The 12,307-nt window shown below is 65.1% G+C and carries 12 protein-coding genes; 8 read left to right on the forward strand and 4 right to left on the reverse strand.

Features of this window, described 5'->3' with window-relative positions; all coding sequences use genetic code 11:
* Nucleotides 1-196 precede the first annotated feature (196 nt).
* From E2484_RS08780 to E2484_RS08800, 5 genes are all read left to right on the forward strand, one after another.
* The gene (locus E2484_RS08780) at nucleotides 197-1,006 is read left to right on the forward strand and encodes a TrmB family transcriptional regulator (RefSeq protein ID WP_137284822.1); all 810 of its coding nucleotides are present in this window, start codon (nucleotides 197-199) and stop codon (nucleotides 1,004-1,006) included.
* Nucleotides 1,007-1,357: 351 nt separating this feature from the next.
* Nucleotides 1,358-1,978: a twin-arginine translocation signal domain-containing protein gene (locus tag E2484_RS08785; RefSeq protein ID WP_137284823.1), complete on the forward strand. Its 621-nt coding sequence runs from the start codon at nucleotides 1,358-1,360 to the stop codon at nucleotides 1,976-1,978.
* Between the two features lie 83 nt (nucleotides 1,979-2,061).
* The gene (locus E2484_RS08790; protein WP_137284824.1) at nucleotides 2,062-2,826 is read left to right on the forward strand and encodes a hypothetical protein; all 765 of its coding nucleotides are present in this window, start codon (nucleotides 2,062-2,064) and stop codon (nucleotides 2,824-2,826) included.
* A gap of 290 nt (nucleotides 2,827-3,116) precedes the next feature.
* Entirely contained in the window at nucleotides 3,117-4,460 is a 1,344-nt protein-coding gene (gene trkA / locus E2484_RS08795) for a Trk system potassium transporter TrkA (protein ID WP_137284825.1), read from the forward strand.
* Between the two features lie 19 nt (nucleotides 4,461-4,479).
* Complete coding sequence (locus E2484_RS08800; RefSeq protein ID WP_137284826.1) at nucleotides 4,480-6,009, forward strand: TrkH family potassium uptake protein; 1,530 nt, start codon at nucleotides 4,480-4,482, stop codon at nucleotides 6,007-6,009.
* 6 nt (nucleotides 6,010-6,015) lie between these two features.
* On the opposite strand, the gene E2484_RS08805 is transcribed toward E2484_RS08800, so the two are convergent.
* Nucleotides 6,016-6,678, reverse strand: a complete 663-nt coding sequence (locus E2484_RS08805; protein ID WP_137284827.1) for a helix-turn-helix domain-containing protein — start codon at nucleotides 6,676-6,678, stop codon at nucleotides 6,016-6,018.
* Nucleotides 6,679-6,805: 127 nt separating this feature from the next.
* A complete protein-coding gene (locus tag E2484_RS08810; protein ID WP_137284828.1) occupies nucleotides 6,806-7,456 on the reverse strand; it encodes a helix-turn-helix domain-containing protein in 651 nt (216 codons plus the stop codon).
* 152 nt (nucleotides 7,457-7,608) lie between these two features.
* Between E2484_RS08810 and E2484_RS08815 the strand changes: the two genes are divergently transcribed.
* On the forward strand, nucleotides 7,609-7,839 hold the full coding sequence (locus E2484_RS08815; protein WP_137284829.1) for an Lrp/AsnC ligand binding domain-containing protein: 231 nt from the start codon (nucleotides 7,609-7,611) through the stop codon (nucleotides 7,837-7,839).
* A 118-nt stretch (nucleotides 7,840-7,957) separates the two neighbouring features.
* On the opposite strand, the gene E2484_RS08820 is transcribed toward E2484_RS08815, so the two are convergent.
* On the reverse strand, nucleotides 7,958-8,428 hold the full coding sequence (locus E2484_RS08820; protein ID WP_137284830.1) for a hypothetical protein: 471 nt from the start codon (nucleotides 8,426-8,428) through the stop codon (nucleotides 7,958-7,960).
* Between the two features lie 79 nt (nucleotides 8,429-8,507).
* Between E2484_RS08820 and E2484_RS08825 the strand changes: the two genes are divergently transcribed.
* Nucleotides 8,508-9,767 carry a DNA double-strand break repair nuclease NurA gene (locus tag E2484_RS08825; protein ID WP_137284831.1) on the forward strand — a complete coding sequence of 420 codons (1,260 nt, stop codon included), beginning with the start codon at nucleotides 8,508-8,510 and terminating at the stop codon, nucleotides 9,765-9,767.
* Between the two features lie 154 nt (nucleotides 9,768-9,921).
* Here E2484_RS08825 and E2484_RS08830 read toward each other — a convergent pair whose 3' ends face one another.
* Complete coding sequence (locus E2484_RS08830; RefSeq protein WP_137284832.1) at nucleotides 9,922-10,272, reverse strand: DUF7113 family protein; 351 nt, start codon at nucleotides 10,270-10,272, stop codon at nucleotides 9,922-9,924.
* Nucleotides 10,273-10,358: 86 nt separating this feature from the next.
* On the opposite strand from E2484_RS08830, the gene E2484_RS08835 reads away from it, so the two are divergent.
* Complete coding sequence (locus tag E2484_RS08835; protein WP_137284833.1) at nucleotides 10,359-12,260, forward strand: ATP-binding protein; 1,902 nt, start codon at nucleotides 10,359-10,361, stop codon at nucleotides 12,258-12,260.
* Nucleotides 12,261-12,307: the final 47 nt, after the last annotated feature.

Consider the following 12,307-nt stretch of genomic DNA (forward strand, 5'->3'; position numbering starts at 1 on the left):
GTCTCTTTTCGAGTATTCGACCACGAAATCCGCCACTTCGACTGCCGAATCGAAGACCTGTTCGACCCGGAACTCGGCGGCGACGGGTCGGCCGACCGCGACCAGTGAGGCGGCCGAGAGACGCGCTTCGGTCGTGACCGTTCTTCAACAACAAACGAGGGGAGAGTTTATAGGGGCCGAGCGTCTGGACTCCTACATGGCGAGTTTACGAGACCTCGGCCTCTCTGAGTACGAGGCGCGAGCGTATCGGGCGCTGTTGGACGCGGGGCCGACAACTGCGAAAGAGTTGTCGCGAGCGAGCGACGTGCCGATGGGTCGCATCTACGACGTGCTGAGCAGTCTGGAGACCCACAACCTCGCGCGGTCCCAGAGCGCGAGTCGGCCCAAGAAGTATGTCGCGGTCGAACCCGAGACCGCGTTGAACCGACTACTGGAGGACAAACTCTCCGACCTCGAAGAGCAGGCCGAACAGTACGAGGGCATCGTGGACGACCTCACCGACGAACTCGACGCGGCCGAACCCGTCGAGGAGGGGTTCTGGACCGCCGCGGTCGGTCGCGAGGAGTCCACCGACCTGCTGGTCGAGCGACTCGACGCGGCCGACGACCGGATAGTGATGGTCGCGGGCGACTCGTCGGCCCAGTTCGACATCGGCGACGTGGGCGACCTCGTGGCCCAACACCTCGAATCGGCGCTCGACCGCGGCGTGGCGGTGTCGCTCCTGATGTCGCCCGACCTCGTGGAGACCCTCCCGCCGAGCGTGGGCGAGCGCTACACCGAGACGTTCGCCGACCACCCCGAGTTCGCGGTTCGGACCGCTGAGGGTCTTCAGGGGACTTTCAACCTCATCGACGACGTGGAGGTCTGCGTCGAGGTTCCCAATCCCCTGAACCCCGGCGAGGCGTTCGCCATGATAGACATGAAAGACCCCGAGTTCGCGGCCGGAGTGCGCGAGAAGTTCGCGCCTCGTTGGGAGTCGGCCGAACCGCTCTCGTTCGGCGACTGAGCCAGTCACACTTCTCGAACTCTCGGTCGGTGGTGCGCAGGTCATCGACGAGGGGGCACCGGGACTCTCCATCGAAAAACTCACTCCTCGCATCCAGGACACGGCCCGCGCTGTGGCTGATTCACGCCGCGTTCACGCTCGGCCGCCGCGACCACGCGGGCGGCACCGTCGTTCTCTCGAAGCCGACGGTCGGCATCGTCGCCGCGCCGGTTCCATCACGCGTTGATTTCGGAAACGACGCGTTTCTCGATTGAATCTCGGTTGATTCGGCTCCAGCGGGCGAAAGACGGCTAGACGAGCGTCCGGTTTCAAATCCTTCGCGTCCGTCGAATCGGTCGGGGTGTGGAACGAATGACCGACTCAGCAGACGACCGAGAATCGAACATCGACCGTCGGACGGTCCTGAAAGGAACTGCGGCCGCGGGTTTCGCGGCTTCCGGACTGGCCGGAACCGCGAGCGCAGACGGCTTCGACGAAATCACGTTCTGCGCGGTTGGCGAGGAGGTCTTCTCCTACGTGGTCAGTGTGACCGGTAAGGTCGAGCGCGGCGGAACGTACGAGAGCGATAGCGGCGACGAGATTCTGGACGAGAACTCCGCCAGAGGTGCCGTCAGCGATGGGCGATGCGATAGCTGGCTGTTCACCGGGGAACCCACCGAACTCAAACTCGACGGGCCGGGCAAGGTGTTCGTCAACGGCGAACTCTTCGAGGACACGACGGAAGACGACGAGAAGCGACTGCCCAACACGATAACCGTCGAGGGAGAGGGTCCGAAGACGGAGTACAAGTTTAGGGTGAGCGGTCGGGTCGAGGCGGCCGACAACGTCGAATCGAGCGACAGGATATCGGACTCGAACACGGTCCGAGGCGTCGTCAACGGCGGGTTCGACGTGTACAGATACTCGGGAGCCATCGCGTTCGACGAACCCGACGGTTCGCTGACGGTGACGCTGGACTTCGACTCGGACTGAGACGCCGTGGCCCTCGACTCGCGGCCGAACGAAGAGCGGAATCGGGACGAAAGCATAAACCGACGCACGTCGTGTCAGTCAGCATGAACCGGGAGCGACGGGCGGTCCTGAGAGGGATGGTCGCCCTGACGGGGGTAGCGGTCGGAAGCGGAGCGGCGGTCGCCGACACGGACGTCGGCGATCGGTCGGTGCGCCAGCAGGTAGACACGTCGCTACCGCCGGGCGTCACGCTGTTCGACCTGAACGACGACGGCGCGTACGCCGCGAGGGTCGAAGCGGCGTCGGCCGAGATGCGGGACGACGACCACCCACGCCCGATTCACGTCACCTCGGGCGGGAACTCGACCGTCGATTACGCGGTGTCGATAGCCGCCCCGAGTACCGAGACGACGGTGGGCGGTCTCGATAACCTCACCTACGACTACTACGAGGGGCCGAACAACGTCAGTTCGGATGGGTCGGATGCGAGCGCACCCGACGCGACGTTCCTGGTGGTCGAGAACGCCGACGGCCGACACGGGATGTACCTCACGTACGACGCGGGCGAGGACGACGACGAACAGTGGGCCACGTTCGACGTGCTCGACAGGATGCAGGGCGACACCGCCGGGACGAGCGGATGGTTCGAGTACACCGAGATAGAGTCGGGGTACGACGGCGAGAACTTCGACGACGTAGTCGGACGGTTCGGCGATGACGCCCGACTCGTCCGGGTCGGGATCGGCCACGGCAACGCGGTCGACCCGGCGACGCTCGACGTGTTCTACGACAACCTCTCGATAGACGGCCGGACGAACAGGTTCCCCGTCTCCGTGACTAAACGGGTGTCGCAGGCGAACCAGTCCTGATTCAACGCGCGCGGCGCGAAGGGACGATTATATTTATTTCCTAAAGAAACAATTTCCTTTCTTAGGATGAAGTACGTCTGTCCCCGGGTTCGCCGCGCTCCGACCGCGACGGTTCGCCGAGGACGCCGAACGGACCTCGCGATGGACGCCGTCCCGTCGGCTTTCCGCCCGACGCGTCGGGGGAATCCGTCGGAGCGACGTTGCGACTTCCGATTCTCGGTCCCCGTCCGGAAAGGAAATAATCATACGATGGGGCTTGTAAAGACCTGCAAGAATGAGGGAGGACTCTGATGCACGTTATCATCATCGGCGCGGGTGAGGTCGGTTCCTCCATCGCGTCGAGTCTCGCGGACACTCACGAGGTCGTCGTCGTGGACATCGACGGCGAGCGGGTGGACGCCCTGACCTACTCCGAGGACGTACTGGCGATTCAAGGCGACGGCACGTCGATATCGACGCTCCGGGAAGCGGGCATCGACGAGGCCGACATGATAATCGCCAGCACCGACGACGACGAGACGAATCTGGTCACCTGTGGCACCGCCAAGACCGTCGACGACCCGTTCACCATCGCGCGGGTCAAGAACGTCGACTACCTCGAAACGTGGCAACACGCCGCCAACCGGACCGCGTTCGGCGTGGACTTCATGGTGTGCACGAACCTGCTGACGGCCCAGGACATCGTACGCGTCATCGGTCTCCCCGCCGCGCGCGACGTGGACCCCTTCGCTGGCGGCATCGTCCAGATGGCCGAGTTCAGGGTCGACGAGGGCAGTCCGGTCGCCGACCAGACCGTCAGCGAGGCCGACCGTTTCGACTCGCTGACGTTCGCGGCCGTCCTCCGGAACGGCGACGTGGAGATACCTCGCGGCGAGACCCGTATCCGGGCCGACGACAAACTGGTCGTCATCGGAAGCCCCGAGAGCGTCCAGGAGTTCGCCCGCGAAATCGCGCCCAGCGAGACGCCCTCCCGCAACGAGGACCTGGTCATCATCGGCGGGAGCGAAATCGGTTACCACATCGCCCGTCTGCTCGAAGACCGGGGGCTCCACCCCCGACTCATCGAGCGGGACCCCGACCGCGCCCGCGAACTCGCCGAGCAGTTGCCCGACACGGTCGTCATGCAGAACGACGCGACCGACGCCGAGTTCCTCGCACGCGAACACGTCGACGAAGCCGACGCCGTGGTCGCCACGCTCGAAAGCGACGAGAAGAACCTGCTGGTATCGGTGCTGGCCAAGCAGTTGGGCGCGCGCCGGACCGTAGCAGTGGTCGAGAGCGGCGAGTACGTCAGCGTCTTCGAGACGGTCGGCGTGGACGTGGGCGTCAACCCCCGCGAAGTCACCGCCGAGGAGATAACCCGGTTCACCCGCGAACTCCACACCGAGAACGTCGCCCTCATCGAGAACGACAAGGCCGAAGTCCTCGAAGTCGAGGTGGACGAAGAGTCGGTTCTGGCGGGCCGACCAATCCGAGAATCCGTCGCCGACCTGCCGGAAGGGTTCGTGGTCGGAGCCATCACTCGCGATGACGAGTTCGTGGTGCCGCGAGGCGACACCGTGATCGAACCGGGCGACCACGTCGTCGTCTTCGTGAGCAGAGACGCGCTGGAAGCCGTGAACGAGAAACTATGACGCGGGACGGGAGATAGCGATGAACCTGCGCGTAGACTGGCGTGCGAGTTGCAGTCTGGTCGGCACCGTCGTCAAGTGGCTGGCGGTAGCGATGGTGTTCCCGCTCGCACTCGCACTCTTCTACGGCGAGGGGGTGACGACGTTCCTCGCGTCGATGGCGCTGGCGGTCGGTATCGGTTGGGGCCTCGAGCAGTTGGACGACGACCCCGACCTCGGCGCGCGCGAGGGGTTCCTGATGGTCGCGCTGACGTGGCTCGCGGTCTCTATCGTCGGCGCGGCCCCCTACGTCATCGCGGGACAGGGGTCGGTCGGTCAACCGGTCAACGCCCTGTTCGAGTCGATGAGCGGGTTCACGACCACGGGAGCGACCGTGATGAAGAACATCGGCTTCGAGGACCACTCCCGGGCGCTGATGATGTGGCGACAGCAGACCCAGTGGCTCGGCGGCATGGGAATCGTCGTCCTCGCGGTCGCCATCCTGCCCGAACTCTCGGTCGGTGGCGCGCAACTCATGGACGCCGAAGCACCCGGTCCGGGCATCCAGAAACTCACGCCGCGAATCGCCGAGACCGCCCGCGCGCTCTGGAAGGCGTATCTGGGCATCACCGCGCTAGAGATGGGACTGCTCTTCGGTCTCCACCTCGCCGGTCTCGCGCCCGAGATGACCCTGTACCAGTCGGTCGCCCACGGCTTCACCACGATGGCGACCGGCGGTTTCTCGCCCGCCGCGCGGAGCATCGAGTTCTTCTCGGCCGCGGTCCAGTGGCTGATAATCCCATTCATGGTGGCCGCGGGGACCAACTTCGCGCTGTTCTGGCACGCATCGAACGGCGAACCCGAGGTGTTCGGAGAAGACACCGAGTTCCGGTTCTACACGGGATTGCTGGGGGTCTTCGCCGGATTGCTCGCCGTCTTGCTATTCACGGGGGGTGGCATGGCCGAGACGCCCTCTATCGGTCCGCTCGCCGGAAACGCAGAGAAGGCACTCCGCCACGCCGTGTTCCAGACCGTCTCTATCGTAACGACCACGGGATACGCCAGCATGGACTTCAACACGTGGGGGACGCCTGCCCAGTACCTGCTGTTCGTGGCGCTGTTTATCGGTGGCTCGGCGGGTTCGACCGGCGGTGCCATCAAAATCGTGCGTTGGCTGGTCATCCTGAAGTCGCTCAAGCGCGAACTGTTCACCACGGTCCACCCCGAAGCGGTCCGGCCGGTCCGACTCGGCGGCCGGTCGCTCGACGAGCGAGCGGTACGGGGTATCTACGCGTTCACCTTGCTCTATCTCGTCCTCTTCCTCGTCAGCGTGATGGTCGTCTACTTGGACGCGGCCCGCGGGGGAACGAACCTCGTCGCGCTCGACGCGATGAGCGCGACCGCGGCGACCCTCGGCAACGTGGGTCCGGGGTTCGGCATCGTCGGGCCGATGAACAGTTACAGACCGTTCCCACCGACGACGAAGCTATTCATGGTGTTCCTGATGTGGGCCGGCCGCCTCGAAATCCTGCCCGTACTCGTCCTGCTGACTCCGGCGTACTGGCAGTCCTGACCCGACTCAGTCCGATTCTTCGCCCTTCCCGAGAAAGTCGGCGACCAGTAACTCGTGGCCGCGGCGCAGGCGTTCGGAGACCGCCTGTCGGGAGATGTCGAGTCGCTCGCCGACTCCTTCGAGGTCCACGCTTCGGGGGACCTCGTAGTAGCCCGACTCGAACGCGGTTTCGAGCGCCCGTTGCTGTTTGTCGGTCACGTCCGCCCGGACCGTCGGCGCGTCGTTCGGTCCGTAGAGTCGCGTAACGGTCGCCTCGTACTCCCGGACGAACTCGTCGTCGAACACGTCGCTCACGTCGTTGCGGTCGGCGAATCGGAGTTGGAGCCTCCAGACTCCCTCGGTGGCGCTCGCGCGCAACACCACGCCGTCGCGGTCGAAGATGGCTTCGATGAACCGACAGATGCCGCCGTCGAACCGGATTTCGTACAGTTCGGCGTCGCCGTCCTCGCCGAGCTTTTCGAATTCGGCGACCGATTGGTCGGTCGCGAGCAGGTCGGAGAGACGGTCGAACTCGACGCTCGTGACCCACACGAACGCCGTGTCTCGGTCGCTCGCCTCGCCGACCGTACGCTCTATTCGGACGGTCGCGTCGGGAGCGCGTTCGAACGTCTCCGCGAGCGCGAACGTCGATGCCGGAATCTCGATCTCGAAGACAGTCGCTACCCCCATGTGTTTCTGAAACCCCGCTCTCTCGTCGCGCGACGACTCGTCGTGACGCCGACTGCCTCTGATACCATCGTATTCACGATTGATAGAAAACCTGTATAAGAACTCGGCCTCGATATTAATGCCGGCTTCAGACCCGCCGCCCTCGCCCGTTGACGACCAGGGTGTTCCGGACCAGCGCGTCGTGGGCGCGCCGCAGGCGCTGGGAGACCGAGTTGGTCGAGATGTCGAGACGGTCGGCGATGTCCTCGACAGTGGCCTCGCGCGGCACCGAGAAGTAGCCCAACTCCGAGGCCAGCACCAGCGTCTCGCGTTGTTCGGGCGTCAGGCCGAACTCGCCGTGCTTGGGTTCGGTGGTCCGGTACTTCCGGTGGAGTTCGAACTCCGACTCGAAGTGGTCGCGGAACGCCGAGAGTCGGTCTTCGTCGGAGAACCGGAGTTTGAGGAACCAGTCGCGGTCGGCGACCGCCTGCTGTACGATGGCGTGTTTGTCTACCATCGCGTCCACGCGGCGTTCGACCGACTCGCTCCATTCGACCATGTAGAGACCCGTGCCGTCGAGTCGGTCGAGCGTCGTCACCTCCGCGACGGTTTCGTCGTCGGCCATCGCGTCCTCGAACGCGTCGAGGTCGCCCTCCGAGGCCCAGAGGAACGGCATCACCCACTCCCTGCTGTGGGTGGCGAGTCGTTCGACCTCGACCTGCATCTCCGGAACCGCGGCGAGTGCGCTCCCCAGCGCGAAATCGTCGGCCGGAACTGAAAACTCCGCGACGAAACTCATGATATCGGGATTGGACCTCCGGACGGAAACCTCGTGTGGCAGGTCGGACGGAGGAGATGTCGAACCGATCACTGTCGCCAAGCCGCCGAGACCGGACAGAACCGCGGACGAACCGGCAGTAATGCTTTGGTCGCGCTCGTCGTATTCGGGGTATGGTCCGTGCCTACGTAACGATAATTACGGGAACGGGAGCGTCGGAGGACGCCGTGACCGCCATCCGCGACCTGTCGGGGGTCACGTCGGCCCACGTCGTCTCGGGAGACTTCGACATCGTGGCCGAAATCGAAGCCGAGACCGTCCGAGACCTCCAGAAGGTCGTTACCGCCGGAATCCACGAGGTGGAGGGCGTCGGAACGACCCGGACGTACATCCAGATGGACTGAGGGGCGACGACTGCGTCGTACAGTCTCGGCAACGTAGAAGGGGCTTTAACGAACGATTTCATTCCTCAAGAAATCAAAATGGTTTTCGAGTGGGCGGTCTAGAATCGGTGACGCAGACTCAGACCGCGGTCACCCACGCTCGGAACGCTTCGGGTTGGTCGTACACCTCGCGGAAGACGCGCTCGACGCACTGGCCGACCCGGTTCGGGTCGGCCAGCGCGGACACCCGGACGTTGACGCCCTCTGTCTCCTCGGGTCGGGTGAGGTCGTCTATCTTGAACGCCGGGAACTCGCCGAGGACGGACTTGAGGGCGTCGAGTTCGGCGTCGGTGCAGTCGAGGTTGAGGAGGCCGTCGCCGAACTGAATCCACGGCGGGGCTTGCTCCGGGTCGTCGGCTTCGTCCGGGTCGCCGGTCTCCGCCGACTCCTCGGTTTCGCCGTCTTCGACTGCCCGTTCGGCTTCGAGCGCGGAGGCGTCGGCGTCGGCCTCGAAGGTGGCGAACGGACTCCCGCGCTCGCGGTGGGCGGTGATGGCCTCCGCGAAGAGTTTCTGGCGCTCCTCGGGCGTCGCGGCGTCGAATCGGGTCATGGTCGTTGGTACGCGGTCGGCCCTGAAAAAGGCCACCTGAACGGCGGGATTTTTGACGGTGCGTCAGCATACCGATGGTATGACGCTCGACCCGGTGCACTTCGACGGCATCGCGGGGTTGGCCGACCACATCGACTACGACGCCGAGGACCAGGACCACCGGGACTCCGCCGAATCCGTCTGGCAGAACTTCCTCGACCCGCTCTACGACGGCGACGGCAGACCGATACTCGAACCGATGGACGACCTGTCGCGCCGTCGGGTCAGCGCCGAGGAAATCGCGCTCGAAGACGAACCGTTCCCGACGACCCACGGTCTCGACGCCGGGACGCTCAATCCCCGGCCGTTCAAGAACGGACTCGTCCTCGACGTAGCCCACGCCGCGATGAGCGCCAACCCGTCGGACCTCGACCTCCACGACTGCCGGACCGTGGTGAAGGCGCTCCACTCGAACGACACGTCGAAGAACTTCGGTACCGAGTGGGAGTCGTACAACGACGGAAGCCAGCGTCGCATCGTCCACACGCACCTCCCGCAGAACCAGTACGAGGAGGACGTGGTTCACGCCCTCGCGCTCTACCTCGCCGAGAGTAGCCACGCGCTCGAACACGCCGACCGAGTCTCGGAGTTCCTCCTGCTCGACGGTCCCATCTACCCTAAGGGCGTCCTGCGGTGGTACTCCCGGAGTTCGGTGCTGACCGACCTGTTCGAGGAGTCCGACCACGTCTCCCGGATTCTCGACAACTACGTCGAACTGGTCGAGACGTTCGCCGACCGCGGCGTCCCGTTCGCCGGGTTCGTCAAGAACGTCTCGGCGAAGTCGGTGGTCCGGACGCTCAAGCGCGAGACCGACTTCGGACCGGTGCCGTGGGCCCACGACGCGGGCCTGTTCGCCCAAATCCTCGAACGCCGCGAGCTGGTGGACGGCGAGTTCGAGCGCCTGACCGACGACCTGACGCTCACGAACTGGTTCGAATCCCGTGCGGGGCTCGACGGCTTCTTCGACGACGAGGACAACCCGCACCTCGACCGGCGTCTCGACTCCGACCAGTACAAAGTCACGTTCTGCGTGGTGTACGACCCGCGCCGGGACCTCGTGTTCAAAGTCGAGGCTCCGAAGGCGTTCACCGACGACCCCGAGACCCGCGACCGAATCGAGCGACAGGTGCTTCAGGAGGTCGCGCTCCAGCGCGGGCCGCCACAGGCCATCTCGAAGGCCGACGGCCTCGCGGCCATCGACCGCGGGAGCGTCGATTCGCTCGTCAAATCGTTCGAGCGGTCGCTCGACACGGAACTCGACGAGAACTACAACGCGGTCCGGTGGGGCCGGGACTACTAAAGACGACGTTTTTCTTCGCCGGGTGCCCTGCTGGCACCATTCCCGAAAAACGTCGACGAAAGAAGCCGACGGTGAGGCCGAAGGCCGAGCAGTCGGTGAAACGCCTCACTTCGCTCGGCGTACGAGTCGGGTCGCCGGATCTCCAGAACAGAACTTACTGGGGTTCGGCCGTCTCGGCTTCCTGCTTCTCGACAGCGATTTCCACGTCGTCGGCTTCGATGCCGATGCGGGCGAACTGGGTCCTGATGTGTTCGCGGGCGGCCTCGGTGGCCTGCTCGCGGGTGTCGAAGCCGCGGGGCATCGGCGACTCGAAGGCGACGTTGACCTCCTCGCCGTCGACCTTCTGGACCGTCCCGCCGCTCTCGACCTGATAGAACTCGTCGCAGACCCACACGTAGGGAGCGTCCTCGTCGGGCGCACCCTTGAACCGCGGCGCGCGCTCGCCTCGCTCGTACAGCGTGCCCGTCAGGGTGGTGCCCCCTGCTTCGCCACGGATGAGTAGCATGAACAGATGTAGGACGCGGGCAGGTAAAAGGGGTGCGACCGGCCAGAGGGAAACCTGTTTGTCCCATGCGCTCATTCCCGGGAACGATGACCGACCTCGGCGACTTCAGCAGGTCCGACGGGGCCGACGACTCGGACGCTCCCGAGTCAGAGACCTCCGAGACCGACGACTTCGAGACGGACACCTCCGACTTCGACGCGGACGACGCTCCCACCGACCTCGACGGCGTGGGCGACTTCGACACCGGAACGTCGAGTTCCGGGACTCGGGACGACGACCGCTTCGACTCGATGGCGACCGATCCCGCGGGAAGCGACCGGGGCATCGGCACGCTCTCGGCGGCCGAGGGCCTCCGAATCGGCGAGGACGAGGACGAGACCCACCTGCAGGCGTACGTGACCGCCGACAACCGCGAGGACGTGCGGGTCGGCAAGTACTTGCTCGTGGGCTACCCCGACGGCGAGAAACTCTTCTGTCGAGTCTGCGCGCTGGAGTACCGCCAAGAGTACCGGGTGGACGACGCGACCGAAATCCACTCCAAGCGCGCGATGCGCCGCGAGGACATCGAGGAGACCGACTACAAACTGATGGCGGACCTCGAACCCGTCGCGGTGCTGTACGAGGACGGCGGGGAGTTGAAGCGCCGGATGACCGACCGAGTGCCCAAGCCCAAGTCGGTCGTCCGCGAGGCCGACGACAAGCCCGAAATCAAGACCGGTCTCAAGATGCCCGAGGACGGCGTGTTCCTCGGCCACCTCTCGGTCGGCGGCGAGAAGGTCCGGACCGCGGCCGAACCCCCGACCATCGACTACCGTCTCAAGGACGACTACGAGGACGGCGACCCCCTCGTGTTCCGACACACGCTCGTCGCCGGTGGCACGGGGTCGGGCAAGACCCACGGCGCGAAGAACGTGCTCCGGCAGTTCCTCTCGGAGGAGCGCCGGTACGAGATGGAGGACGGCGCTGACCGGCGGGCCGCGGTGGTCCAGTTCGACCCGCAGGACGAGTACGCCCAGATGCACGACGACAACCCCGACGTGACCCGCGAGGACGAGCGTCGGTGGGAGTCCGAGGGCGTCGCTCACGGCGGCCACGACGACACCGTGGCGTTCGTGCCGAAGGTCGGCGACGGACGCTACGCCGCGGACCACCACCGGGCCGAACAGGTCGAGTTCACGATTCCGTTCTCGATGGTCAAGCGTCGCCCGTGGCTGGTCGCGGGCGCGAGCCTCAACGACAACCAGTACAACGCGCTTCGCCTCCTACTCGACCGCTTCTTCGAGCAGTACGGCGACGCGGGCACCTACGAGGAGTTCGTGAACTACGTCGACGACCCCGCGCTCCGCGAGGAACTCGACGAGAGCGGCCGGGTCCACGAGGCGACCTACGACGCGGTGAAGCGCCGGGCCATCAGTTCGGCGTTCTACAGCGTGTTCGACCAAGACGCTCGGCCCATCACCGACCAGATACGGTCGTTCGTCAAGCCCGGCCAGTTGAGCGTCGTGCCGACCTACCACCTCAACGACTCGCGGGCGACCGAGGTGGTCGTGCTGGCGCTCGCCAGTCTGCTCGTGGACGAGAAACTGTCGAACGACCCTACGCACGACCGCATCAAGGAGACGCCACTCGTGGTCGGGATGGACGAGGCCCACAACTTCCTGACCGACGCCGACAGCGTGCAGGCCCGGAAGGTCATCGGGAAGTTCACCGAGGCCGCCAAGCAGGGCCGCAAGGAGCGCCTCGGTCTGTTCCTCATCACCCAGGACCCTCAGGACATCGCCGAACCCGTCTTCAAGCAGATCAACACGACCGTCGTCCTAAATCTGGGCGACGAGGACGCCATCAAGAGCGTCAACATCCCCGCGAAACTGGAGGGGAAGGTCCCCTACATGGAGAAGGGCCAGATGGTGGTCTACTCGCCCGACAACTCCGAACCGGTCGAAATCATCGGTCTCTCGAAGTGCGTGACGAAGCACGGGCGGGAGTAGACCGGAGTAGACTCGGAGAACCCGAACGTCGCGCGGTTCGCTGGCGC

Origin of the sequence: Halorussus salinisoli (assembly GCA_005239435.1) — an archaeon.
Lineage (GTDB): Archaea > Halobacteriota > Halobacteria > Halobacteriales > Haladaptataceae > Halorussus > Halorussus salinisoli.

Bases quoted from the DNA above. Each gene is read 5' to 3' on its own strand.
- E2484_RS08805 (WP_137284827.1), bottom strand. From the start codon at position 6,678: ATGGGGGTAGCGACTGTCTTCGAGATCGAGATTCCGGCATCGACGTTC.
- E2484_RS08815 (WP_137284829.1), top strand. From the start codon at position 7,609: ATGGTCCGTGCCTACGTAACGATAATTACGGGAACGGGAGCGTCGGAG.
- E2484_RS08790 (WP_137284824.1), top strand. From the start codon at position 2,062: ATGAACCGGGAGCGACGGGCGGTCCTGAGAGGGATGGTCGCCCTGACG.
- E2484_RS08800 (WP_137284826.1), top strand. From the start codon at position 4,480: ATGAACCTGCGCGTAGACTGGCGTGCGAGTTGCAGTCTGGTCGGCACC.
- E2484_RS08820 (WP_137284830.1), bottom strand. From the start codon at position 8,428: ATGACCCGATTCGACGCCGCGACGCCCGAGGAGCGCCAGAAACTCTTC.
- E2484_RS08835 (WP_137284833.1), top strand. From the start codon at position 10,359: ATGACCGACCTCGGCGACTTCAGCAGGTCCGACGGGGCCGACGACTCG.
- E2484_RS08825 (WP_137284831.1), top strand. From the start codon at position 8,508: ATGACGCTCGACCCGGTGCACTTCGACGGCATCGCGGGGTTGGCCGAC.
- E2484_RS08780 (WP_137284822.1), top strand. From the start codon at position 197: ATGGCGAGTTTACGAGACCTCGGCCTCTCTGAGTACGAGGCGCGAGCG.
- E2484_RS08785 (WP_137284823.1), top strand. From the start codon at position 1,358: ATGACCGACTCAGCAGACGACCGAGAATCGAACATCGACCGTCGGACG.
- trkA (WP_137284825.1), top strand. From the start codon at position 3,117: ATGCACGTTATCATCATCGGCGCGGGTGAGGTCGGTTCCTCCATCGCG.
- E2484_RS08810 (WP_137284828.1), bottom strand. From the start codon at position 7,456: ATGAGTTTCGTCGCGGAGTTTTCAGTTCCGGCCGACGATTTCGCGCTG.
- E2484_RS08830 (WP_137284832.1), bottom strand. From the start codon at position 10,272: ATGCTACTCATCCGTGGCGAAGCAGGGGGCACCACCCTGACGGGCACG.